At 60.9% G+C, this 22223-nt stretch carries 15 protein-coding genes and 1 rRNA gene; 13 read left to right on the forward strand and 3 right to left on the reverse strand.

Features of this window, described 5'->3' with window-relative positions:
- The first annotated feature begins 6 nt into the window (after positions 1-6).
- Positions 7-119: ribosomal RNA gene (rrf, locus tag CSQ95_RS28335) — 5S ribosomal RNA — on the forward strand.
- Between the two features lie 237 nt (positions 120-356).
- On the opposite strand, the gene rtcR is transcribed toward rrf, so the two are convergent.
- Positions 357-1961 (reverse strand): RNA repair transcriptional activator RtcR, encoded by a 1605-nt coding sequence (rtcR, locus tag CSQ95_RS28340; RefSeq protein WP_099411926.1) that lies wholly within the window; start codon positions 1959-1961, stop codon positions 357-359.
- Between the two features lie 206 nt (positions 1962-2167).
- Here rtcR and CSQ95_RS28345 point away from each other — a divergent pair, with 206 nt between their 5' ends.
- The 5 genes from CSQ95_RS28345 to CSQ95_RS28365 all read left to right on the forward strand — a co-directional run bounded on the left by CSQ95_RS28345 (position 2168) and on the right by CSQ95_RS28365 (position 7758).
- Complete coding sequence (locus CSQ95_RS28345) at positions 2168-3739, forward strand: TROVE domain-containing protein (RefSeq protein WP_099411927.1); 1572 nt, start codon at positions 2168-2170, stop codon at positions 3737-3739.
- 272 nt (positions 3740-4011) lie between these two features.
- The gene (locus CSQ95_RS28350) at positions 4012-5247 is read left to right on the forward strand and encodes an RtcB family protein (protein ID WP_099411928.1); all 1236 of its coding nucleotides are present in this window, start codon (positions 4012-4014) and stop codon (positions 5245-5247) included.
- Positions 5248-5263: 16 nt separating this feature from the next.
- Positions 5264-6283: an RNA 3'-terminal phosphate cyclase gene (gene rtcA / locus CSQ95_RS28355; RefSeq protein WP_099411929.1), complete on the forward strand. Its 1020-nt coding sequence runs from the start codon at positions 5264-5266 to the stop codon at positions 6281-6283.
- 130 nt (positions 6284-6413) lie between these two features.
- Positions 6414-6899, forward strand: a complete 486-nt coding sequence (gene pedF, locus CSQ95_RS28360; protein WP_070221748.1) for a cytochrome c-550 PedF — start codon at positions 6414-6416, stop codon at positions 6897-6899.
- 25 nt (positions 6900-6924) lie between these two features.
- Positions 6925-7758 carry an ABC transporter substrate-binding protein gene (locus CSQ95_RS28365; protein WP_257218262.1) on the forward strand — a complete coding sequence of 278 codons (834 nt, stop codon included), beginning with the start codon at positions 6925-6927 and terminating at the stop codon, positions 7756-7758.
- A 57-nt stretch (positions 7759-7815) separates the two neighbouring features.
- Here the strand turns inward: CSQ95_RS28365 and CSQ95_RS28370 are convergent, their stop codons facing one another.
- Positions 7816-9954: a TonB-dependent receptor gene (locus CSQ95_RS28370; protein WP_099411931.1), complete on the reverse strand. Its 2139-nt coding sequence runs from the start codon at positions 9952-9954 to the stop codon at positions 7816-7818.
- Positions 9955-10158: 204 nt separating this feature from the next.
- Here CSQ95_RS28370 and CSQ95_RS28375 point away from each other — a divergent pair, with 204 nt between their 5' ends.
- The 7 genes from CSQ95_RS28375 to CSQ95_RS28405 all read left to right on the forward strand — a co-directional run bounded on the left by CSQ95_RS28375 (position 10159) and on the right by CSQ95_RS28405 (position 19811).
- Positions 10159-11115: a beta-propeller fold lactonase family protein gene (locus tag CSQ95_RS28375; protein WP_099411936.1), complete on the forward strand. Its 957-nt coding sequence runs from the start codon at positions 10159-10161 to the stop codon at positions 11113-11115.
- A gap of 336 nt (positions 11116-11451) precedes the next feature.
- A complete protein-coding gene (gene adh, locus CSQ95_RS28380; RefSeq protein ID WP_070253912.1) occupies positions 11452-12972 on the forward strand; it encodes an aldehyde dehydrogenase in 1521 nt (506 codons plus the stop codon).
- Positions 12973-13027: 55 nt separating this feature from the next.
- Entirely contained in the window at positions 13028-13417 is a 390-nt protein-coding gene (locus tag CSQ95_RS28385; RefSeq protein ID WP_099411932.1) for a DUF779 domain-containing protein, read from the forward strand.
- A 49-nt stretch (positions 13418-13466) separates the two neighbouring features.
- Positions 13467-15203, forward strand: a complete 1737-nt coding sequence (locus CSQ95_RS28390; protein WP_257218263.1) for a PQQ-dependent methanol/ethanol family dehydrogenase — start codon at positions 13467-13469, stop codon at positions 15201-15203.
- A gap of 287 nt (positions 15204-15490) precedes the next feature.
- Positions 15491-16651: a porin gene (locus tag CSQ95_RS28395; RefSeq protein WP_070221754.1), complete on the forward strand. Its 1161-nt coding sequence runs from the start codon at positions 15491-15493 to the stop codon at positions 16649-16651.
- A 57-nt stretch (positions 16652-16708) separates the two neighbouring features.
- Entirely contained in the window at positions 16709-18811 is a 2103-nt protein-coding gene (locus CSQ95_RS28400; RefSeq protein WP_257218264.1) for a 4Fe-4S binding protein, read from the forward strand.
- A complete protein-coding gene (locus CSQ95_RS28405; protein ID WP_099411934.1) occupies positions 18801-19811 on the forward strand; it encodes an FAD:protein FMN transferase in 1011 nt (336 codons plus the stop codon). Before CSQ95_RS28400 ends, CSQ95_RS28405 begins: the two co-directional genes overlap by 11 nt.
- Position 19812: 1 nt before the next feature.
- Here CSQ95_RS28405 and CSQ95_RS28410 read toward each other — a convergent pair whose 3' ends face one another.
- Positions 19813-21801 carry a sigma-54-dependent Fis family transcriptional regulator gene (locus tag CSQ95_RS28410; protein ID WP_257218265.1) on the reverse strand — a complete coding sequence of 663 codons (1989 nt, stop codon included), beginning with the start codon at positions 21799-21801 and terminating at the stop codon, positions 19813-19815.
- Between the last annotated feature and the right edge of the window lie 422 nt (positions 21802-22223).

Below are 22223 nucleotides of genomic sequence, written 5' to 3' on the forward strand. Positions count from 1 at the left end.
GTTATGCCTGATGACCATAGCAAGTTGGTCCCACCCCTTCCCATCCCGAACAGGACCGTGAAACAACTTTGCGCCGATGATAGTGCTGCAACCAGTGTGAAAGTAGGTTATCGTCAGGCTTGTTATTTGGTGAAACAGCCCCCGGCTGTTTCACCTAAAGAAAAAACCCGATCAGCAATGGTCGGGTTTTTTTTCGTCTGGGGGTTTTGCGGGGCGCCGCGGGTGCTGTCGGCTTACGCTGCGCTAAGCCGACCTACGCCGACCGACATCGACCTACGTCGACCTGCGCCTGACCCCGGTACTTCGCCGTTGGGGGAATGCTGGACGAAAAAAGGCAGCGCTGCGCGCTGCCTCTGTTATCTAATACTGTCCCATTCCAGGTTAAAGCGGGCCAGGAATTTCTTGAGCCGGTCCGCATCATTCGGTTTCGCCTTTGCCTCGCGCGAAACGGCATACAGCTTGCGGCCCGCATCGGACAGGCTGTTTGACTGCCGGCAAACCTGGATGACTGCCTGCAGTTGCAGCGCATCGAACAGGTCGAGTTGCGCTGCCGCCTGCTCTCCCATCAGCTCTGCCAGGTCCACTTCCGGACGACCGGTTCGCCCATCATGATGCTGCCACATCCGGTTCAGGCGCCTGATCTCTTCGTCGACCACACTATCCGTGATGCGGCCCGCTTCCGACAGCGTGGCAAGGCGCGTGACGGCGGCGGACAGGTCGCGGAAATTCCCCTTCCATGCAGAGGTGGGCAGGCTGGCAAAGCGCATGAAACGCTCGCGCGCCTCCTTGTTGAAGCGCACTCTTTCGCCCGTTTCCGCGCCGTACTGTGCCAGCAGGTAGTCCAGGTTCGGCTCAATATCCTCGGCTCGCTGCGCCAGACCCGGTAATTCGTACGTCCACAGGTTGATGCGCGCATACAGGTCTTCGCGGAAGCGGCCGGCCGCCACCTCCTTGCCCAGGTCGCGGTTGGTGCCGGCGATCAGCTGGAAGTCGCTCTGCACCTCAACATCGGCGCCGACGGGGAAGAAGCGTTTTTCCTCGATCGCTTTCAGCAGCATGGCCTGTTCATCGAGTCCCAGTTCGCCGATTTCATCGAGAAACAACAATCCCTTGTGCGCGCTGCGCAGCAAGCCTGGACGGTCCGCACCGGCGCCCGTGAATGCCCCCTTGATATGGCCGAACAAGGTTGAGGCTGCGCCATCGCCATGCAGGGTGGCGCAATTGAGGTCGATGAATTTGCCGTCGATCTGGTGGCGTGACTTTTTCAGCTCATACACGCGGCGCGCGAGGAAAGATTTGCCAGCGCCGGTCGGTCCCATCAGCAGCATGGGCGCTTTTGACTTGATGGCGACGCGTTCGATTTCCTCGATCATGCTGTTGAACTTGGCATTGCGCGTGGCGATGCCGGACTTGAGGAAGGCCACGCCTTCGGCCTGCTCGCGCGTAAAACGCTGGGCGATCTGGTCGTAGCGCGACAGATCAAGGTCGATCAGCGCGTAGCTGCCCGGATTGCCGGCGGCCTGCCGCTTCGGTGGCGACGTTTGCACCAGGCGGCCCGGGAAATAGCGGGCTTCCGTCATCAGGAACATGCAAATTTGCGCCACGTGGCTGCCGGTGGTGATGTGGATCCAGTACTCCTCCTTGTCCGGATCGAAGGCGTAGCTGTTGGCGAAATCGTAGAGCGCGCCGTACACGTCCTCAAAATCCCAGGCATCGCTGATGGGCAGTTCATGGGCGACCAGCCTGGTTTCAGGCGAGACGCTGGCGATATCCTGCGACACCTGGCGCACCAGGCTGGCAAACTGCTCGCCGGCGTACAGCAGTTCGAAACGGTCGATGATCTTGTCTTCATGCTGGGTCAGGGCGACGCTGGGGCGCCACTTTTCCCAGCGTGCCGCTCCTCGGCCATTGTCGAGCTGCGTGCCGAGAAAACCGATGACGACGGTGCGTTTTGCTTGCATATCTTGGATAATGATTTATCTGAAAAGATAATTGTATTCGAAATCGTAATCGATGGGATAGTTTCAAGGCAAAGCATGCATGAGAATATTATTCAGAAAAATCAATGACTTACATTTGTTTTTGGAAAAATTATTAAAGCTGGCACGGCGTTTGCAATAGAGGAGATACCAACGAGATAAACGTAGAGAGCAGAGAGGAACGAAAAATGGCCAACGCCCACTTATTCCAGAGCGCACAACAGAGCGCAACCTTGCCAGCGGCGCTGGCGCGCAATGCGGAGGGCGCACCAGCGTATGCACTGACGCCACGGCATCAACTGGCGCAATATGCTGCCACCGGTTGCCTGAACACGACGTTCTATGCCAGCGCCGAAGCGCAGCTGGCGATGGTACTGGAACTGTGCAAGGCGGTCGAACCAGCCTTCATCGCACAAACGGCCGTGTACTGCCGCGAACGGGGCTACATGAAAGACATGCCGGCCTTGCTGGTGGCCGTGCTGGCGGGGCAGGGCGCTGCAGAATTTACGCAGGCCTTCCAGCGCGTGATTAACAACGGCAAGATGCTGCGCAACTTCGTGCAGATCATGCGTTCGGGCGCCGTGGGCCGCAAGTCGCTGGGATCGCGTCCGAAAAAGCTGGTACAGGCATGGTTGAACAACGCATCCGAGCAGGCTTTGCTGGCCGCCGCCGTGGGCAATGCGCCGTCGCTGGCCGACGTGGTGAAGATGGTGCACCCGAAACCGCAGGCAGCGTGGCGGGAGGCATTCTTTGCCTGGCTGATCGGCAAGGAATACCAACGCGATGCCTTGCCGCCGGCACTGGCCGCGTTCGAGGCATACAAGGCCGATCCTTCGCAGTCGATACCGGAGGTGCCGTTCCAGATGCTGACGGCGCTGCCCTTGAGTGCGCAGGATTGGGCGCAGATCGCCCGCCAGGGCAGCTGGCAGATGGTGCGCATGAATCTGAATACCTTTGCCCGCCATGGCGTGTACGCGATCGATGGCATGCCGGAACTGATCGCCGCCAAGCTGCGCGATCCCGAGGCGATTGACCGCGCGCGGGTCTTTCCCTATCAGCTGATGTCGGCGTACATGGCCGCTGGCGACAAGGTGCCGCGCATCGTGCACGCGGCGCTGGAGCAGGCGCTGGAAATATCGCTGGTGAACGTGCCGCGGATCGCCGGCAAGGTGGTGGTGTGTCCTGACGTTTCCGGCTCGATGGCCTCGCCCGTCAGCGGTTTTCGCGGCAGCGCCACCTCGAACGTGCGCTGCATCGACGTGGCGGCTCTGGTGGCGGCAGCCATGCTGCGCAAGAATCCGGACGCCGTGGTGCTGCCGTTCGAGCACAACGTGGTGCAGTGCGCACTTGGCGCCGATGACAGCGTGATGGAGAACGCGGCCAGGCTGGCGGCCATCGGCGGTGGCGGCACCAATTGCAGCGCGCCCCTGCTGCGCATGAACAGCAGGAAGGAGCTTGCCGACCTGGTGATCTATGTGTCCGATAACGAATCGTGGATCGACGCCAGGCGCAGCGGCGCCACGGCCACGATGGGGCAGTGGACGGTTTTCAAGCAGCGCAATCCGCAGGCAAAGCTGGTGTGCATCGATATTTCGCCGCATGCTACGACACAGGCGATGGAGCGCGAGGATATCCTGAATATCGGCGGTTTTTCCGACGACGTCTTCAAGATCATCGCCGCCTTTGCCGCCGGTCAGCTAGACCCGGCCCACTGGGTGGGAGAAATCGCCGCCATCGATGTCGCGGCACCAGCTTGTTGAAGTAACGCGCACGAATGCGGACAAGACTACATGAGAGACGTCCTGTCCAGGTTTGTCATGCGCCGCAGTACCCCGAATGCTGACAGGATTACATCGATCAGCCGCGTCAAACCGGCCTGCCAGACGCAGTGCGCCTGGCAGAAAATCCTGTCCCCCCTTGTCGGGTTGTCGTACTGATGAATGCCGGTGGAACTACATCCAGAGCCGATGCGTCGGCAATGTTTCACCAATCCTTGTCATCACCCCCTATACAATAGAAGAAGAGCATAGCGATGAAAAACGAAGAATACGAAGTTCTGCATACCGAAGGCAGCCGTCCCGTGAAAATGTGGACGCGTGGCGTGCCTGTCGAAGAAGCGGCCAAAAAACAATTGCGCAACACGGCGACCCTGCCGTTCATCTACAAGCATATCGCCGTCATGCCCGACGTTCACCTGGGTAAAGGATCGACCATCGGCAGCGTGATTCCCACCCTGGGCGCCGTGATTCCGGCAGCCGTGGGCGTCGATATCGGTTGCGGCATGATGGCGGCGAAAACCACGCTGACGGCAAATGATTTGCCCGATAACCTGGGGCCGCTGCGCAGCGCCATCGAGCGCGCCATTCCGCACGGGATGTCGCCGAAGACGCGCGGTCACCGCGGCCGCGACGAGGGTTCCTGGCAGACGCCGCCCTCGGTGGTCGATGCCGCGTGGCTGCAGCTGAAGGATGAATTCGACGCCATCTGCCTGAAAACGCCCAAGCTGAAGAACACGAATAACTATCGTCACCTGGGAACTTTGGGCAGCGGTAACCACTTCGTCGAAGTCTGTCTCGATGAACAGGGTTCTGTATGGTTCATGCTGCATTCCGGTTCGCGCGGCGTGGGCAATGCCATCGGCACGCATTTCATCGAACTGGCCAAGCAGGATATGCGTACCCACTTCATCAACCTGCCCGACCAGGACCTGGCCTATCTGGCCGAAGGCACGCAGCATTACGACGATTACGTGGAAGCGGTGGGTTGGGCCCAGCGTTTCGCGCGCAACAACCGCGAAGTGATGATGCAAAACCTGATCGCGGCCGTGCGCACCGTCATCCATAAGCCGTTTCAGACGCATGTGGAAGCCGTCAACTGTCACCATAACTATGTGCAGAAGGAGCGCCACTTCGGCAAGGACGTACTGGTCACGCGCAAGGGCGCCGTCTCGGCCCGCGCCGGCGAACTGGGGATCATTCCCGGTTCCATGGGCGCGAAGAGTTTTATCGTGCGCGGCAAGGGTAATGCGGACAGTTTCCATAGCTGCAGCCACGGCGCGGGACGCACGATGAGCCGTACGGAAGCGAAGCGGCGCTTCAACCTGGACGACCAGATCCGCGCCACGCAAGGCGTGGAATGCCGCAAGGATGAAAACGTGATCGATGAAATTCCAATGGCCTACAAGGATATCGATGCGGTGATGCTGGCACAGCGCGAGCTGGTCGATGTCGTGCATATCCTGAAGCAGGTAGTTTGCGTCAAAGGTTAATAGAAAGAAAGTACAGATGATAGAAATTGATGGAGCGCAAGGTGAAGGCGGTGGACAGATTTTGCGCTCGGCGCTGAGCCTGTCGATGATCACGGGACAGCCGTTCCGGCTGACGAATATTCGCGTGGGGCGGGACAAGCCCGGCTTGCTGCGCCAGCATTTGCTGGCCGTGCAGGCAGCGACCGTCATTTGCGGGGCGCGCACGACGCCGCTGGCGCTGCGCGCGTCGAGCCTGGAATTCGTGCCTGGGCCCATTCGCGGCGGCGATTACCGCTTTGCCATCGGCAGCGCCGGCAGCTGCACCCTGGTGTTGCAAACCTTGCTGCCGGCTCTGCTGCATGCGGATGGGCCGTCTACCGTGCGCATCAGCGGCGGCACGCACAATGCCATGGCGCCGCCCGTGCATTTTTTGCAGCGCGCGTATGGCCGCATCCTGGAACAGATGGGCGCCGAGGTGGAGATTACGCAGCAGCGCTATGGCTTTCATCCCGCAGGTGGTGGCGAGGTGCTGGCCACCGTGCAACCGTGCCAGCGTTTGCGGCCCATTTCACTGCTGCAGCGCGGCGAGCGGAAGGCCGGGTATGCGGAAAGCGTGGTGGCGGGCGTGCATGTGAACGTGGCGCAGCGCGAGCTCGAGCGTGTCGCCGACGGCATGGGCTGGAGCGGCAAGCAGCTGCGTCTCGTCGGCTTGCCGGCGGAGCAGGGACCGGGCAACGTCCTGTTGCTGACATTGGAACATGAGCACGTCACGGAAGTATTTACGTCGTTCGGCGAAAAGCACTTGCTGGCCGAATCCGTGGCCAAGCGCCTGTTGAACGAGGTGCGCGCCTATCTCAAGACGGACGCGGCCGTGGGCGAGCACCTGGCGGACCAGCTCTTGCTGCCGATGGCGCTGGCCGGCGGCGGTAGCTTCAGTTGCAACAAGGTGTCGCAGCATGCGTTGACGAATGCGGACGTGATTGCCCGCTTCTTGCCCGTGCGTATCACTTTCGAGCAGCAGGCGCAGGGCAGCATCTGCACGGTGGCCGCCGCCTGACGCGCGCGGTGACACAATCGCTGTTGCAGCTGTTCCAAATTGATACATGGGCGGCCCGATGTGGGGCATATACGCATGGCATGGCATTTGCTCTTCTTGGATATTCACTAAAAAAACCAAGGAGACCAGCATGACCTATTCCATCCGTACTCTGCTCGGCGTGGCCGCCGCCGGCGCCGTTGCCCTCACCTCCCTGCTGACCTTGCCGCATGCCTATGCGCACGGCAATGTCACGCCGCAAGGCGTCGACACCACGGGCTTGCCCAAGGTGGGCGACAAGTGGCTTGAGCAAAACCCGTATCGCGGCAACAAGCTGGCCCTGACGGTGGGCACCTCGGCCTATAACCAGAATTGCGCGCGCTGCCACGGCATCGAAGCCATTTCGGGCGGCATCGCGCCGGACTTGCGCCAACTGGACCGCGATTGCTTCGGTATCAAGAATGAGACAAAGAAACAGGCGTGCTACAAGGAAACGGATAATTATTTCCTGGCGACCATCCGTCACGGTAAAGTGCGTAATGGTGCCGTGTACATGCCGCCGTTCGAGGGCGTATTCAACCAGGAAGCGATGTGGGCCATCAAGACCTACCTGGAAACCCGCCGCGAGTCTAATTAGGTCGAACTGATAACGAAGGAGTTCCATGCGTTCATTTCAACTCCGTGGCGCGCGCGCGATGCTCTCGCTCGCTTGCATGGCGCTGTGCGCGGCCGCGCCGGCGCGCGCCGATTGGCAGAAAGTGCAGCAGTCGGGCAGCCTGAAGGTGGCTGTGTATAACGAGCTCGCGCCGTTTTCCGACAAGGGCGCGGGCATCGATATCGACATCGCCGAAGCGCTGGCGAAAAAGCTGGGTTTAAAACTGAGCTTGCTGCCCTTTCCCGCCGGCGAAAACCTCAACGACGATTTGCGCAATATGGTGTGGAAGGGGCATTACCTCGGCTATGGTCCCGCCGACGTGATGCTGCACGTGCCGGTCGACAAGAAATTGATGGCGGACAACGACAAGGTCGAGATATTCGCCCCGTATTACGTGGAAACCGTGCGCCTGGCCCGCAGCGCGCAAGCCGTGCCGCAATTCGATGGGGTCGCTTCGCTGGCGGGCAAGCGTATCGGCGTGGAAAAGGTCTCGATCGCGGCCATGCTGATGTTGGGCGAAGACAATGGCAGATATCGCGACGATGTGCGCATCTTCGATACGGCCGCCGAAGCCTTGCAGCAATTGCAGGCTGGCCAGCTCGACGCCGTGTTGGCGAACCGATCGGAAATCGAGTCGGTGCTGAAAAGCGATCCTGCTTTCCCCTTGAGCGAAGTGGCGTTCGCCCGCTTGCCGCGTGCCGGCTGGGCCGTGGGCCTGGCCGTCAGCAAGCAACAGCTCGACGTGGCCAAGTTACTGCAGGGGGCCATGAACGAGATGGCGGCCAGCGGTGAATTGAAAGCCATCTTCGAGAAGCATGGCGTGAAGGAAGCGCGGCCCTGAAGTAGCTTGCTTGAGTTGAAAAGCCCGCGCATCGGAAGAGGCGCGGGCTTTTTCTTTTTAGAAATTATATTGGGCGCTCACACCTAACAACCAGTTACGGCCTGGCGCCGCTTCATAGTAGCGCTTGTTGCTGTCGCCGACGATGACGGAGCCCACGTAGGTCTTGTCGAAAAGATTATTCAGGCGGGCAAACTCCTTGAAGCGCCAATTCCCTACGTTTTGCTTGGCGTTGAAGCGGGCATTGAACACCGTGTAGCCGGGTGCCGGCTTTTCGATGTTGCTGTCTTCCGCGTAGACCTGGTTGCTGGCCACGCTTTCCAGTGCCGCGCCGAAACGGTCGAGCGTGTCTTTCCAGGCCAGTTCCGCGAACAGGTTGGCGCTGGGCACGCCCGGTAAACGGCTGCCTTCGCGCACGCTGCCGAAGGCCTGGTCATACACGGCGTGCAGGCTGGTCAGCGCCACTTTTGTCGTGAAACCATACGGCAAGTTGGAGTCGAGCGACACTTCCATGCCTTGGCGTAAGGTCTTGCCCGCATTGCGGTAGCTGGTGCGCCCGCCGCTGGAACTGTCGACGACCAGTTCATCGTTGGTCTTGATCTGGAACACGGCCGCGTTCACATGCGTGTTGTTGGCGATCCTGGCCTTGACGCCCGCTTCCAGGTTGGTGCTGGTGGCCGGTTTCAGCTGGTAATTGAAGCCGCCGCCCGTGCCCGAGTAAAACAGTTCGTTCAGGGTGGGTGCTTCGAAACCGCGCGCGGCGCTGGCGTACACGTTGACGTTGGGCGTCAGTTTATACAGCAGGCCCAGCACGGGTGTCGTGTGGCTGAACTCCAGGCTGCCGCTGTCGTTGCCATTGCCGAGGAAGCGGTCGTTGACCGACACTTTCATTTTGCTGTAGCGCACACCTGCGCTGAGCAGCCATGGCCCGCTTTGCCATTCCGTCTGGATATACGGATCGAGGCTGGAGACGACATCTTGCTCGTCGCGGCGCAGCTTGCCTTTCACGCCAAACGTGTTGCCGATGTAATTTTCATAGCCGGTGCGGTCATCGCTGGAGCGGCCATAGTCGATGCCGATGGTGGTGCTCAGCTTGCCGCCTGCCAACTGGCTGACGTGCAGCCAGTTGGTATCGATGCCGTAGAACTCACGCTGGAAGTCGACCACGCCGCCCGAATGGCTGGCCGGTGCCTGGAAACCCTTGGTGAATGCCTGGTACTGGATCACGTCGCGGTTGCCGCCGTAGGCCGTCACGTGCAGGCGGTCTTCGCCAAACGATTGTTCATAGGTGGCGCCGATTTGCTGGTGGTCGATGCTCTTGCGCGTGTTGTAGCGTTCGGCCAGGGTGCGTTTCGGGTTTTGCGTGTCGCTCGCATCGATTTCGCCGGCGCGCGGATCGCGGGAAAACGTGGCCCAGGTGGCGCCCAGAGGATCTTGCGTATTGCCCTGGTGCAGGCTGTTGGCGACGATGGTCAGCTTGCTGTCCGCATTGGGTTTGACGGTAATCTTGCCGAACGCCTGTTCGCGCGTGGCGGCGCTGTGGTCTCGAAAGCCATCCGTGCGGAAGCGCGAACCGTCGAGCACGTAGCCGATGCCGCCTGCCTGGCCCTGCGCCGACAGGTCCACCTTGCTGGTGCCGAAGCTGCCGCCCGTCACGTTCAGTTCGACGGAGGGGGGATTTTTCCCATCCTTGGAAAACAGCTGGATCACGCCGCCCGAATGGTTGCCATAGATGGCAGAAAACGGCCCGCGCAGCACTTCGATGCGCTCGGCTGTATCGAGGTTGAAGGTGGCGGCCTGGCCTTGCCCGTCGGGCATGCTGGCGGGAATGCCGTCGCTGATCAGCTTGACGCCGCGCACGCCGAAGGCCGAACGGGCGCCGAAGCCGCGCGACGAGATTTGCAAGTCTTGCGCGTAGTTTTGGCGGTTTTGTACGACCAGACCCGGCACGGCGGCCAGCGCTTCCGAGGCATTGACGCGGATTTGGCCCTCCTGGATGCGGGCGCTGTCGACGATGTCGATGGACGCGGGCACTTCCTGGCTGGGGTGGGCGATGCGGCTGCCGCTGATGACCACCGTATCCATGAGTTGCCCGGCGGCCAAGTCAGCCGCCTCGGCGGCAAAGACGTGGGGGGCCAGGGTGGCGCTGCCGGCGACAAACAGGCTGGCGATGGTGTTCAGGCGGAAACGATGCTGCATGCGGATTCTCCAATGTGAATAAAAGCCTGCTTGAGCGCGTGAGCGGCGCAGGTCTGCATAGTTGTATCAAGCAATATGCCTGCCATGTCTCCATTGGTGGGCGGAAATTATACGCGTGTCAGTGGCACGGCGTTTGCATGCAGCAATTATCAGATGCGCCGCTACCGCGCGCTTTTCCTGTGTTTTGCCATTGAAAAGGTGATTATGCCCAACTTCTTCCCGCGCTTGCGCCAGGTGTGCTGGCTGTTGCCGGCGCTTGCCAGCACCGCCCTCCAGGCCGCTCCTTTTGCCTATGTCCCCAATGAAAAATCGGGCACCGTGAGCGTGATCGACACGGCGACCGACCAGGTCGTGCGCCAGATCGCCGCAGGCAAGCGTCCGCGCGGCATCGCCGCCGACCCGACCGGACGGCAATTGTTTGTCGCGGACGCGGCCAGCAGCGCCTTGCTGCTGATCGATAACGAAGCTGGCGCACCAGTGCGCACGGTGGCGCTGGGCAAGTCGCCGGAGGGTGTCAGCGCCTCGTACGACGGCAGTCACGTGGCCGTGGCCGTCGAGGAAAACAATAGCGTGGCCTTGCTCGATGGCCAGGCGGGCGTCTTGCTGGCCGATATCAAGGTGCAGGGACGCAACCCGGAACATGCCGTCTTCAGCCCCGATGGGCGCTGGCTGCTGGTCAGTGCGGAAGAGGCCGAGCAAGTCGATGTCATTGATGTGGCGCAACGCCGCCAGGTCGCGTCCATCGCCGTGGGCTTGCGTCCGCGCGGCATCGGTTTCAGTCCGGATTCGGGCCTTGCCTACGTGGCGTGCGAACTGGTCAATGCTGTCTACGTGATCGATATGACGGCGCGCAAGGCGATTGCCACCATTCCTGCAGGCAAGAATGCCAACGGCATCGCGGTCCATCCCGGCGGCAAGCAAGTGTATGTCTCGAACGGCATCGACGGTACGGTGATGGTGATCGATACGGCCAGCAAGCAGGTGACGGCCACCATTCCCGTCGGCAAGCGCCCGTGGAACATGGCCATCACGCCCGATGGCGCCAAGCTGTACGTGGCCAATGGCCGCTCGAACAGCGTCTCCGTCATCGATACGGCCAGCGCGCGCAAGGTGGCCGATATCGCCGTCGGCGAATTGCCATGGGGCGTGGTGATTCGGTAGCGTTACAGGAACAGGTGTTCCAGTCTGGTACACCTGTTCCATTGTGCAGCGGCGACGGGCCGCAGCCGCAGGGCTGGCCCGGATTGGAACAGGATGCCTTCACCTTGTTCAAAACGCAAACAGGCCCGCTCCCGCGGCTCAAGCCCGGGCATGCGCCGAAAAGCGCACCGGCATTGACGCCGCGCCCTTGCAACAAGGGCAAAAGCGGCTAAGTTTGTAGTGGGATGGCGAGCTGGCACGGCATTTGCGGAAGACTCCGTGTACTCACCCCATCTGTACCAGGACGTTTGATTTTAATTAAGTAATTCCATTCTAATTAACCCGATAGAGGACGACATGAATCTCGCAGACATCAGCAAACTGGGCGTAGCCAATCCCTTCAAACAACGCTATGACAATTACATCGGCGGCAAATTCGTTGCACCAGTAAAAGGTGAATACTTTCCTAACATTACGCCGATCACGGGCTTGCCGTTTTGCGAAATCGCCCGTTCCACGACGGAAGACGTCGAGCTGGCGCTGGATGCCGCGCATGCCGCCAAGGAGGCCTGGGGCAAGACTTCGCCCGCCGAGCGCGCCAACATCCTGAACCGCATCGCCGACCGCATCGAACAGAACCTGAGCTTGATCGCCACTGCGGAAACGATCGATAACGGCAAGCCGATCCGCGAAACGATGAATGCCGACATTCCGCTGGCCATCGACCATTTCCGTTACTTCGCCGGCTGCATCCGCGCGCAGGAAGGTTCCGTCGCGCAAATCGATGCGGAAACCTATGCCTACCACTACCACGAGCCGCTGGGTGTCGTGGGCCAGATCATTCCGTGGAATTTCCCGATTCTGATGGCCGTGTGGAAACTGGCGCCAGCGCTGGCCGCCGGCAATTGCGTCGTCCTGAAACCGGCCGAGCAGACCCCCGCTTCCATCATGGTGTTGATCGAGCTGATCGGCGACCTGCTGCCACCGGGCGTGCTGAACATCATCAACGGTTTCGGCCTGGAAGCGGGCAAGCCGCTGGCGTCGAGCAAGCGCATCGCCAAGATCGCCTTCACGGGCGAAACGGGCACGGGCCGCCTGATCATGGGCTACGCCGCGCAAAACCTGATTCCCGTCACCCTGGAGCTGGGCGGCAAATCGCCGAACATCTTCTTTGAAGACGTGATGGATGCTGACGACGAGTATTTCGACAAATGCCTGGAAGGCTTTGCGATGTTTGCGCTGAATCAAGGTGAGGTGTGCACCTGCCCATCGCGCGTGCTGATTCAGGAGTCGATCTACGAAAAATTCATTGAACGGGCCCTGAAGCGCGTGGCCGCCATCAAGCAAGGCAATCCGCTTGATTCTTCCACCATGATCGGCGCCCAAGCGTCGCAGGAGCAGCTGGAAAAAATCCTGTCCTACCTCGACATCGGCCGCCAGGAAGGCGCCGAAGTGCTGGCTGGCGGCGAGCGCAACACGCAGGCGGGCGACCTGGAAGGCGGCTATTACGTGCGTCCGACCGTGTTCAAGGGGCACAACAAGATGCGCATCTTCCAGGAAGAAATCTTCGGGCCGGTCGTGTCCGTGACCACCTTCAAGGACGAGGCCGACGCGCTGGCCATTGCCAACGATACCTTGTACGGCCTGGGCGCCGGCCTGTGGACGCGCGACGGTTCGCGCGCCTTCCGCATGGGCCGCGCCATCCAGGCGGGCCGCGTGTGGACCAATTGCTACCACCTGTATCCAGCCCACGCCGCTTTCGGCGGCTACAAGCAATCGGGCATCGGCCGCGAAAACCACAAGATGATGCTTGACCACTACCAGCAAACGAAGAACTTGCTGGTGAGCTATAGCCCGAAAGCGCTGGGCTTCTTCTAAACCGGCAACAGGCGCCGCGCCCGTAGTCCAGGCGCGGCGCGCAGAAAGGGATGCCATGAGTGCAGCAATTGCCAGGGTGGTCGCCACCGATGCGGCGCTGGAAATGATGGACAAGTTGCGCGAACGTCACGGCCCGCTGATGTTTTTCCAGTCGGGCGGCTGCTGCGACGGCAGTGCGCCCATGTGCTATGCGCTGGGCGAGTTCGATGTCAGCGATACCGACATCTATCTCGGCAATTTGAATGGCACACCGTTCTACATGGGACTCGAGCAATTCGAGTACTGGGAGCATACCCAGTTGATTATCGATGTGGTCGATGGCAATGGCGGCATGTTTTCACTCGACAACGGCACAGGCAAGCGCTTCTTGACGCGCTCGCGCCTGTTCACCGATGAAGAGTGCGTCTTGTTGCATGCGCAGCCGCACGACCACGGCAGCACCTGATACATACACATACTAATAACAGAGGGAGATGATTGTGCAGAAAAAAATCATGGGGATACTCATCGGTTTGGGCTTGGCATCGCTGGCCCAGGCGGCCGACGTGGGCAATGTTACCAATGCCATGCTCGACAGCACGGCAAAGAATCCGTCCAGCGTGCTGTCGTTCGGCATGGGCACGCAGGGCCAGCGCTATTCGCCGTTGACGCAGATCAATGACAAGACAGTGGCCAAGCTGGTGCCGGCCTGGTCGTTCTCGTTCGGCGGCGAAAAACAGCGGGGTCAGGAATCGCAGCCCTTGATTCATAACGGCAAGATGTTCGTCACGGCATCGTATTCGCGTATCTTTGCCGTTGACCTGAAAACGGGCGCCAAGCTGTGGAAGTATGAGCATCGCTTGCCGGACGGCATCATGCCCTGCTGCGACGTGGTCAACCGCGGCGCCGCCCTGTACGGCAACCTGGTGATTTTCGGCACGCTGGACGCTTATCTCGTTGCGCTGGATCAAAACACGGGCAAGATCGTCTGGAAGGAGAAAGTTGACGATTACGCGGCCGGCTACTCGATGACGGCGGCGCCACTGATCGCCGAGGGCTTGCTGCTGACGGGTGTGTCGGGCGGCGAATTCGGCATCGTCGGCCGGGTAGAGGCGCGCAACCCCATGACGGGCGACCTCGTGTGGAGCCGTCCGACGGTGGAAGGCCATATGGGCCACCGCTACGACAAGGATGGCAAGGCCATCGATAACGGCGTGTCCGGTACCGTGAACAAGACCTGGCCGGGCGACCTGTGGAAAACGGGCGGCGCCTCGACGTGGATGGGCGGCACCTACGATCCGCAGACCAAGCTCGCTTACTTTGGCACGGGCAACCCGGCGCCGTGGAACAGCCACTTGCGCCCCGGCGACAATCTGTACTCGTCGTCCACCGTGGCGCTGGACGTGAAAACGGGGCAGATCAAGTGGGCGTATCAGAATACGCCGAACGATGCCTGGGATTTCGACGGCGCCAACGAGTTCGTCACCTTCGACATGGATGGCAAGCGCTACGGCGGCAAGGCCGACCGCAACGGTTTCTTCTACGTCATCGATGCGGCCAACGGCAAGCTGCAGAATGCCTTTCCGTTCGTGAAGAAAATCACCTGGGCCAGCAGCATCGACCTGAAGACGGGACGGCCGAACTACATCGCCGCCGGCCGCCCTGGCGACCCGACCAAGGGAGAGGAAGGCAAGAAGGGCACGACCGTGTTTGCCGCGCCCGCTTTCCTCGGGGCAAAAAACCAGATGCCGATGGCGTACTCGCCGCAAACCAAGCTGTTCTACGTTCCCGCGAACGAATGGGGCATGGATATCTGGAACGAGCCGATCAGCTACAAGAAGGGCGGCGCCTTCCTCGGCGCCGGCTTCACCATCAAGCCCTTGTTTGACGACTACATCGGCGCCATGCGCGCCATCGATCCGAAGACGGGCAAGATCGTCTGGGAAATCAAGAACAACGCGCCGCTGTGGGGCGGCGTGATGAGCACGGCCGGTAATCTGGTGTTCTACGGCACGCCGGAAGGCTTCCTGAAAGCCGTCGATGCGAAGACGGGCAAGGAGCTGTGGAAATTCCAGACGGGTTCCGGCGTCGTGGCGCCGCCCGTCACCTGGCAGGACGGCGACACGCAATACGTGGCCGTCGTCTCCGGCTGGGGCGGCGCCGTGCCCCTGTGGGGCGGCGAGGTGGCGAAGAAGGTCAACTTCCTGGAACAGGGCGGTTCCGTGTGGGTCTTCAAGCTGGCGTCGAAGTAACGGGGTGAAGCGCCCGGGCCACACGGATGGGTGTCTCCCTGTCCGCCGGGTGCTTTCTTTTTGCTGACGGCCCAGGCCGTCAGTTTTTTGTTTACGCAGGCGTTCGATCAATGTGCCGGCGGTCAAAAAAGGAACACCGTGCGGGGCGATTGATCCGCTGCTGCACACGTCAAACACGTCATTTCTCTTTCTCCCTGTGAGCCGTGCTGGGCACGCTTATTGCCAAAGCTTGAGGTACATCAATCACTGATGTGCACACTAAAAACAGAGAAGAAAGAGGAGACGCAATGAACACATTGAGCAAGCTGGGGAGCGTGGGTGTCATGACAATCGCAGCGGTGGGGCAGGCGCAAGCCGTCGACATCAAGGCGGGCGACTGGACCGTGTCGGTGGGCGGCATCGTCAACGCCTATTACACGCAAGTGTCGTGTTCGGGCGATGCCGTGGGCGGGCTGGCGCTGGGCGGCCAGGCGCTCGGTTGCGGCGGCGAAAAGGACCGCACCACCATCGGCAACGGCTTGCTGCCGAATGGCTTGATTACCTCGGCTTCGTCGCGCCTGGGCGAGTACGACGTGAAAGCCTTGATCGGTATCTACAACTCGACGGCCACGGACAGCGCCATCAGCCAGAACAGTGTGGTCGACGTGCGTCAGGCCTTCTTTACGTTCGGCAATGAACAGATGGGCACCTTCAAGCTGGGCCGCGACTACGGCATCTTCGGCGCGAATGCGATCCTGTCCGATATGACCTTGTTGGGCTCGGGCGCACCGGTGCAGGCGACACAGCGGGGCCGGGTGACCCTGGGCCATATCGGCGCCGGCTATACCTATCTGGGCAACTATGGCCAGATCATGTACAGCACGCCGAAGTCCAGCGGTTTTGGCGCCGATGTGGCGCTGGTCAGCCCCGTTTCCGATACGCCCATCGTGGCAGGCTCGACATATTCTTCGAAGTCCAGCCCGCAAGTGCAGGCGCAGCTGACATATGCGCAGGAGGGCTTGAAAGCCTGGCTCGGCGTGAAGTCGCAAAAATTCACGTCGAAAACGCCTGGCGTCGATGACCTGACCATGCGCGGTGTGGAAGTGGGCGGCTCGTACCAGATGGGACCGGCTGGCGTGCTGCTCAATTTCCAGGGCGGCAAGGGATTGGGCATTCTCTCCGATGCGGATCAGGGCGATACCAAGTCGAAGAACTGGCTGCTGCAAGGCACGTATAAAACGACGGACAAGCTGAAGCTGGGCTTGTCCTACGGCATCAGCAAGAACGACGACAATACGGCCGGCACGGGCGGTTTGAAGTCGAACGCCAACTTGACCCTCGGTGCGTATTACTCGCTCAACAGTGCGATCACCCTCGTGGGCGAGCTGGGCCAGACGCGCTCGAAAGGCTTTACGGGCGGCGAAGCGAAGATGAATGGCGTGTCCCTGGGCGGCATTATTTTCTTCTAACCAATGAATGCGGCGCCGGAAGCTGCGGCGCCGCACGGAGTGCAATGCATGCGGATAATGCGGTTATTCATCGGATGCTGGCTATTCCTGTTTATCCTGGGACAGGCGTGGGCCGGCGTACTCACCAAGGCCGAGCTGGCGCGGCGCTTCCCTGCACCGCTCGTCGTCGGCGACAAGGAAGCCGACTTGCCCGTCTGGCCCCTGTTCAAGCAAAACGCCACGGCAACGGAACTGGTCGGCTATGTCTTCGAGTCGGTGGACCTGGCGCCGATTCCCGGCTTTTCCGGCGTTCCCGTCAATTTATTGATCGCCATCAATCCGCAGGGTAGTTTTCTCGACGTGGCCGTGCTGTCGCAGCACGAACCCGTGTTTCTCGATGGCCTAGGTGAAGCGCCGCTGTTCCAGTTCGTCAAACAGTACCAGGGCCTGTCGTTGAAACAGAATATCGCCATCGATGCCAGGAAGAAGCGCGCCGCCGATGCCACGCACGCTGATATCGACGGCGTGTCGAAGGCGACGGCTTCCGTGCGCATCATCAACCAGAGCGTGCTGGCGTCCGCCTTGAAAGTGTCGCGCAAGAAACTCGGCTTTGCGCAGGGGCGCGATCCGGACCAGATCGCCCGCATCCGCATGGACGTGTTCGAGAAACTCAGCGTGGCAAAGATGCTTGAGCAGGGCTTGATCCAGCATGTGCGCCTGAGCAACAAGGATGTGGAGAGCCTGTTTGCCGGCAGTCCCGGCGCGGGACTTGATGCGGAAGCGACGCGCGCGCCGGACGGCCTGTTCATCGACCTGTATCTGGCCTATGTCTCCGTGCCCACGGTGGGACGCAATCTGTTGACGGAACGCAGCTGGAACAAGCTGCGCAACCGGCTCGACGAGGGCGACCACGCCATCCTCGTCATGTCGCGCGGGCGCTACAGCGTGCTGGGCGACGATTTCGTCCGCGGCACCGTGCCGGACCGGTTGTTGCTGAAGCAGGATGGCTTGCCCATCGACATGCGCGACCTGGACTTGGAATTGAGCTTGTCGGAGGCGGGACCGTTACCGACTGAAAATATCGCCGTATTGCGCGTCATCAGCCAGGCGGGACTCGATGCGGCCAGCCCGCTGGCGTTCACCATGACCATCACGCGCAGCAAGGGCATCGTGTATCCGGAGCGTATCGTGCGCAACGTCGATTTCAGCTACCGCCTGCCTGCCGATTTTTATAGCGCGCCGCAAGGCGACGATGCCGGCTGGCGCGGCACGTGGAAGGCGCGCCGGGCTGAACTGTTGATCTTGCTGGCCGGGCTGGCGCTGCTGGCCGGCGCACTGGCATGGCAGAAACGCCTGGTGCGCGATGGACGGCAATTTGCCTGGTTCCGCCGCCTGTTCCTGTTGTTTACCATCGCCTTCATCGGCTATTACGCCCAGGGGCAATTGTCGATTGTCAACATCACGGGTGTCATCCAGGCGCTGCTGGCGGGGCGCAGCCTGGGCTTCTTCCTGTTCGACCCGATGACGGTGATTCTCTGGGCTTTCGTTCTGCTCAGCCTGTTCATTTGGGGCCGCGGCACGTTTTGCGGCTGGCTGTGTCCATTTGGCGCCCTGCAGGAATTCACGGGCAAGCTGGGCCACTGGCTGCGCTTGCCGCAGTGGAAAATCAAGCCGCGCCTCGATGGTCGCTTGAAATGGATCAAATATGGCTTGCTGGCGGCCATTCTGGGCAGCAGCGTGTTTTCCAGCCAGATCACGGACAAGCTGGTGGAACTGGAACCGTTCAAGACGGCCATTACCCTGAACTTCGTGCGCGCGTGGCCCTTCGTTGCGTATGCCGTGGGCTTGCTGTTGCTCAGCAGTGTTTCCTACAAATTCTTTTGCCGCTACCTGTGCCCGTTTGGCGCGGCGCTGGCGCTGCTGGGACGCTTTCGCCTGTTCAACTGGATTCCGCGCCGCAAGGAATGCGGCACGCCGTGCCAGACTTGCCGCCACCGTTGCGAGCACCACGCCATCGCGCCGAGCGGAAAAGTTGATTACGGCGAGTGTTTTCAATGCATGGATTGCGTGGTGATCTATGCCAGCGATGAAAAATGCGCGCCCTTGATGCTGGAAATCAAGCGTGCCCGCACGATACCCATTGTCCGGGCCACGGCAGAGGAGAGCAGCAATGCAGCGTAGAACCTTTATATCCGCAGCGATAGGCAGCGTGGCCGGCATGGCGGGCTTGTCTTTGCCGGGCAGCATGGCGCGCGGCACAGCCACGGCGTCCGGCGTGCACCCTTATCAAGGTGCCGCGTTGGCGTTTGGCACGACGATCGCCGTCACCGTGTTGCACCACGATCAGCGCCAGGCTGAGCTGGCCATTGAAGACGCCTTGCATGCGGCCAGGAGTGTCGACCGCCTGATGAGCATTTACAGTCCCGCCAGCCAAGTCTTCCAGCTGAACCGCGACGGTCGCCTGGCCCGGCCGAATGCCCATCTGCTGACGGTGCTGGCGCAGGCGCAAGCCTTGTCGCAATGGAGCGACGGGGCGTTTGATATCACCGTGCAACCTTTATGGCGGCTGTTTCGCGCGGCGGCAGACCAGGCGAGCCTGCCTGCGGAAGCATCGCGCCGCGCCGCGCAGGCGCGGGTAGGCTGGCGGCAACTGGCGTGGGATCGCCGTGAAGTGCGTTTTCTCCAGCCTGGCATGGCGCTGACCCTGAATGGGCTGGCGCAAGGTTACGCGGCCGACATGGCGCTGGCGGCCGTGCAGGCGCGCGGCATACGGCACGCGCTGCTCGATACGGGCGAGTTCGTCGCGCGCGGGCAGCGTGCCGTGCGGCGCCCGTGGATTCTGGGCATTCAGGACCCGCGCGACGCGGAAATCCTGGCGGCCACCTTGAAAGTGGAGGGGCGCAGCGTGGCCACGTCGGGCGATTACGAATGCGCGTTCACGCCCGACTTCGCGCATCACCACATCTTCGACCCTTCGAAGGGCGATTCGCCGCGCGAACTGGCCAGCGTGACCGTGCTGGCGCCCACGGGCTTGCTGGCCGATGGCTTGTCGACGACCTTCATGGTGACGGGGGCGGCGCGTGCGCATGCGATGGCCGCGCGCATGGACGGAGTCGACCTGATGACCATCGACAAGCAGGGCCGGCGCAAGATGTCGCCGGGCTTTCCCCGTCTACTCTAGGCTATTTCAGGTGCGGCACCTTGCGATAGATCGTGTTGCGCGACACGCCCAGAGCCCGCGCCGTGGCCGAGACGTTGCCGCCGTGGGCGTCCAGCGACTTGAGGATCACGCTTTGCTCCATCTCTTCCAAATTGGCGCCGGCCGCGATCATGCGGTCCGTGCTGGCGCTGGCGGCAGTCGCTTGCGTCATCTCAATATCGTCGAGGAAATCATCGGGCATGTGGCGCAAACAGATTTCATGCTCGTCGCCGGCCATGACGATGGCCGTGCGCAACAGGTTCGTCAACTGGCGGAAATTGCCAGGCCACTTATGCTGGTGGAACAGGCGCAGGATATCGGGCGCCACCGTGTAGCGCGTGTCGGGCGCTTCCGTCGCGAGGATTTTCTTCACGACCGTGTCGAGGTCCGTGCGCTCGCGCAGGGGCGGCAGTTTCACCACCAGGCCATTCAATCGGTAATACAAATCTTCGCGAAATAAACCCTTGGCCATGCGTTCGCGCAAGTTGTGATTCGTGGCGCAAATGAGTTCCACATTGACGGTGATCGATTTGCTGCTGCCCAGCGGCGTGACCATGCGTTCCTGCAGCACGCGCAACAGCCGCGCCTGCAAGCCGAAGGGCATGTCGCCGATTTCGTCGAGAAACAGGGTGCCGCCATTGGCTTGCAGGATCTTGCCGATCGCGCCTTTCTTGCGCGCGCCCGTGAATGCTCCGTCTTCGTAGCCGAACAGTTCGGATTCGATCAGGGTTTCCGGGATGGACGCACAATTGACGGCAATAAACGGTCCCATGGCCCGTGGCGAATCGTTGTGGATGGCTTGCGCCAGCAATTCCTTGCCCGTGCCTGTTTCGCCCATGACGAGGATGGGAATATCGCGTCCCAATACCTTGTTGACCTTTTCGATCACCAGTTCCAGTTGCGGATCACCCGTGCGCAGGTAGCGCAGGCCGGACAGGCGGCGCGCCGCATTGGCCGCGTGGCTGGGCGGTGCGGGGATCGCCGCCGGCACCGCGTTGATGTCGCTGTGATCGGTGCTGGCGGTAAAGCCGTGCTGGAACACGCTATTAGACAGGCGCAACTGCGCGCGCCCATACACGCGCACGCCGCTGTGCATGCACAGATTCAGCAAACCGGGCGAGGCCGTGCGGTAATGTTCGTACAGGGCGGAAACGGGCAGGCCGAACAGGGAACTGAAGGTGTGGGATTGCAGTGCGGCAAATGACAGGCCCAGCTGGAACAAGCCATTCTTGTTGGCCGATAAGAACCGGCCGCCCGGTGTGAACGAGGCAATGCCTTCCATCAAGGTGCCGATGAATTCGGGACGCGCGTGGAAGTGCACGGTGATGGCGTCTTCGAAGGTGGCGGAAAACAGCTGATTTTCGATCATCAGTGCCGACATGCGCACGAGGGCCATCGTATGCTTGTGAAAACTGCGCTGGTCGCTGGAGACGTCCAGCACGCCGATGACATTGCCCCGGTGATCAGTGATCGGCGCCGCGGAGCACGTCAGGAAATGATTGGCAGCAAGGTAATGCTGGTCTGCATGGACCAGAGTCGGTACTTTTTCCGTGATGGCCGTGCCGATGGCATTCGTGCCGCGGCTTTGTTCCGACCACGCCACGCCTGGCTGCAAGGCCACGCGGTTGGCTTTCTCCAAGAAATCATCGTCGCCCAGCGAATGCACGATTACGCCATTGGCATCCGTCAAGATCACCATATTGTGCGTGTTGACGATTTGCTGGTACAGGGTTTCCATCGCGGGCAGCGCGTGCGTGTGCAGCATGCGGTTTTGCTCGATTAGCAAGGACAGGTCGGATTTGCCTGCTGGCGTAAAGTCCGGCGTGGCTGTGGGCGACAGGCTAAAAGCGACGGAACGCTGATGGGAAGTTTCGATGATGACGGGGACGTTGTCTTGTCCTGCCGGCAAAGTGTTCGCGTCCGCGATGGACGAAAACGGTGCGCTACGGTAAGTAGCTGACGGTTGATACATGATCTCGTTGCCTCCGTTGGGCCCTGTACTGCGGCGCTCTTTTGAATATCGAGAGTGTTCCATAATGTAGCACCTGTCACAGATGGGAGCAAAGCAAAGCGAGCCGGGCTGTCCCCAGTGTTGCTGCCAGGCCCAGAGTTGCTACCATCAGGAGCAGTGCATGGGGCTGTATAAGCAAGTGCGGTGCCAGGACCGTTTTACTGCGCGGGAAAATAGCGCTTGCAGGCCGCACGGGCCAGGGCTATAATTCGCCCCCTCGCTGAACGACGCATGCAAATGCCGAGTGAGACGAGAGAAAAGAAGGAGTTGACGGATGTAGTGAAATGCTTCATACTCTTCCTTCTTCGCAGCTGACAAACACAACGCTTTGTCGATAGCGCGAAAGTAGCACCGAATACAGTTCTTTAACAATTAACAGTCGA

This window comes from Janthinobacterium sp. BJB304, from assembly GCF_002735765.1.
In the GTDB taxonomy this organism is placed as follows: Bacteria; Pseudomonadota; Gammaproteobacteria; order Burkholderiales; family Burkholderiaceae_D; genus Janthinobacterium.

Coding starts and splice junctions, on each gene's coding strand:
- CSQ95_RS28370 (WP_099411931.1), bottom strand. CDS start 9,954: ATGCAGCATCGTTTCCGCCTGAACACCATCGCCAGCCTGTTTGTCGCC.
- CSQ95_RS28350 (WP_099411928.1), top strand. CDS start 4,012: ATGAAAAACGAAGAATACGAAGTTCTGCATACCGAAGGCAGCCGTCCC.
- CSQ95_RS28365 (WP_257218262.1), top strand. CDS start 6,925: ATGCGTTCATTTCAACTCCGTGGCGCGCGCGCGATGCTCTCGCTCGCT.
- CSQ95_RS28385 (WP_099411932.1), top strand. CDS start 13,028: ATGAGTGCAGCAATTGCCAGGGTGGTCGCCACCGATGCGGCGCTGGAA.
- CSQ95_RS28405 (WP_099411934.1), top strand. CDS start 18,801: ATGCAGCGTAGAACCTTTATATCCGCAGCGATAGGCAGCGTGGCCGGC.
- CSQ95_RS28400 (WP_257218264.1), top strand. CDS start 16,709: ATGCGGTTATTCATCGGATGCTGGCTATTCCTGTTTATCCTGGGACAG.
- CSQ95_RS28395 (WP_070221754.1), top strand. CDS start 15,491: ATGAACACATTGAGCAAGCTGGGGAGCGTGGGTGTCATGACAATCGCA.
- pedF (WP_070221748.1), top strand. CDS start 6,414: ATGACCTATTCCATCCGTACTCTGCTCGGCGTGGCCGCCGCCGGCGCC.
- CSQ95_RS28345 (WP_099411927.1), top strand. CDS start 2,168: ATGGCCAACGCCCACTTATTCCAGAGCGCACAACAGAGCGCAACCTTG.
- adh (WP_070253912.1), top strand. CDS start 11,452: ATGAATCTCGCAGACATCAGCAAACTGGGCGTAGCCAATCCCTTCAAA.
- rtcA (WP_099411929.1), top strand. CDS start 5,264: ATGATAGAAATTGATGGAGCGCAAGGTGAAGGCGGTGGACAGATTTTG.
- CSQ95_RS28390 (WP_257218263.1), top strand. CDS start 13,467: ATGGGGATACTCATCGGTTTGGGCTTGGCATCGCTGGCCCAGGCGGCC.
- rtcR (WP_099411926.1), bottom strand. CDS start 1,961: ATGCAAGCAAAACGCACCGTCGTCATCGGTTTTCTCGGCACGCAGCTC.
- CSQ95_RS28410 (WP_257218265.1), bottom strand. CDS start 21,801: ATGTATCAACCGTCAGCTACTTACCGTAGCGCACCGTTTTCGTCCATC.
- CSQ95_RS28375 (WP_099411936.1), top strand. CDS start 10,159: ATGCCCAACTTCTTCCCGCGCTTGCGCCAGGTGTGCTGGCTGTTGCCG.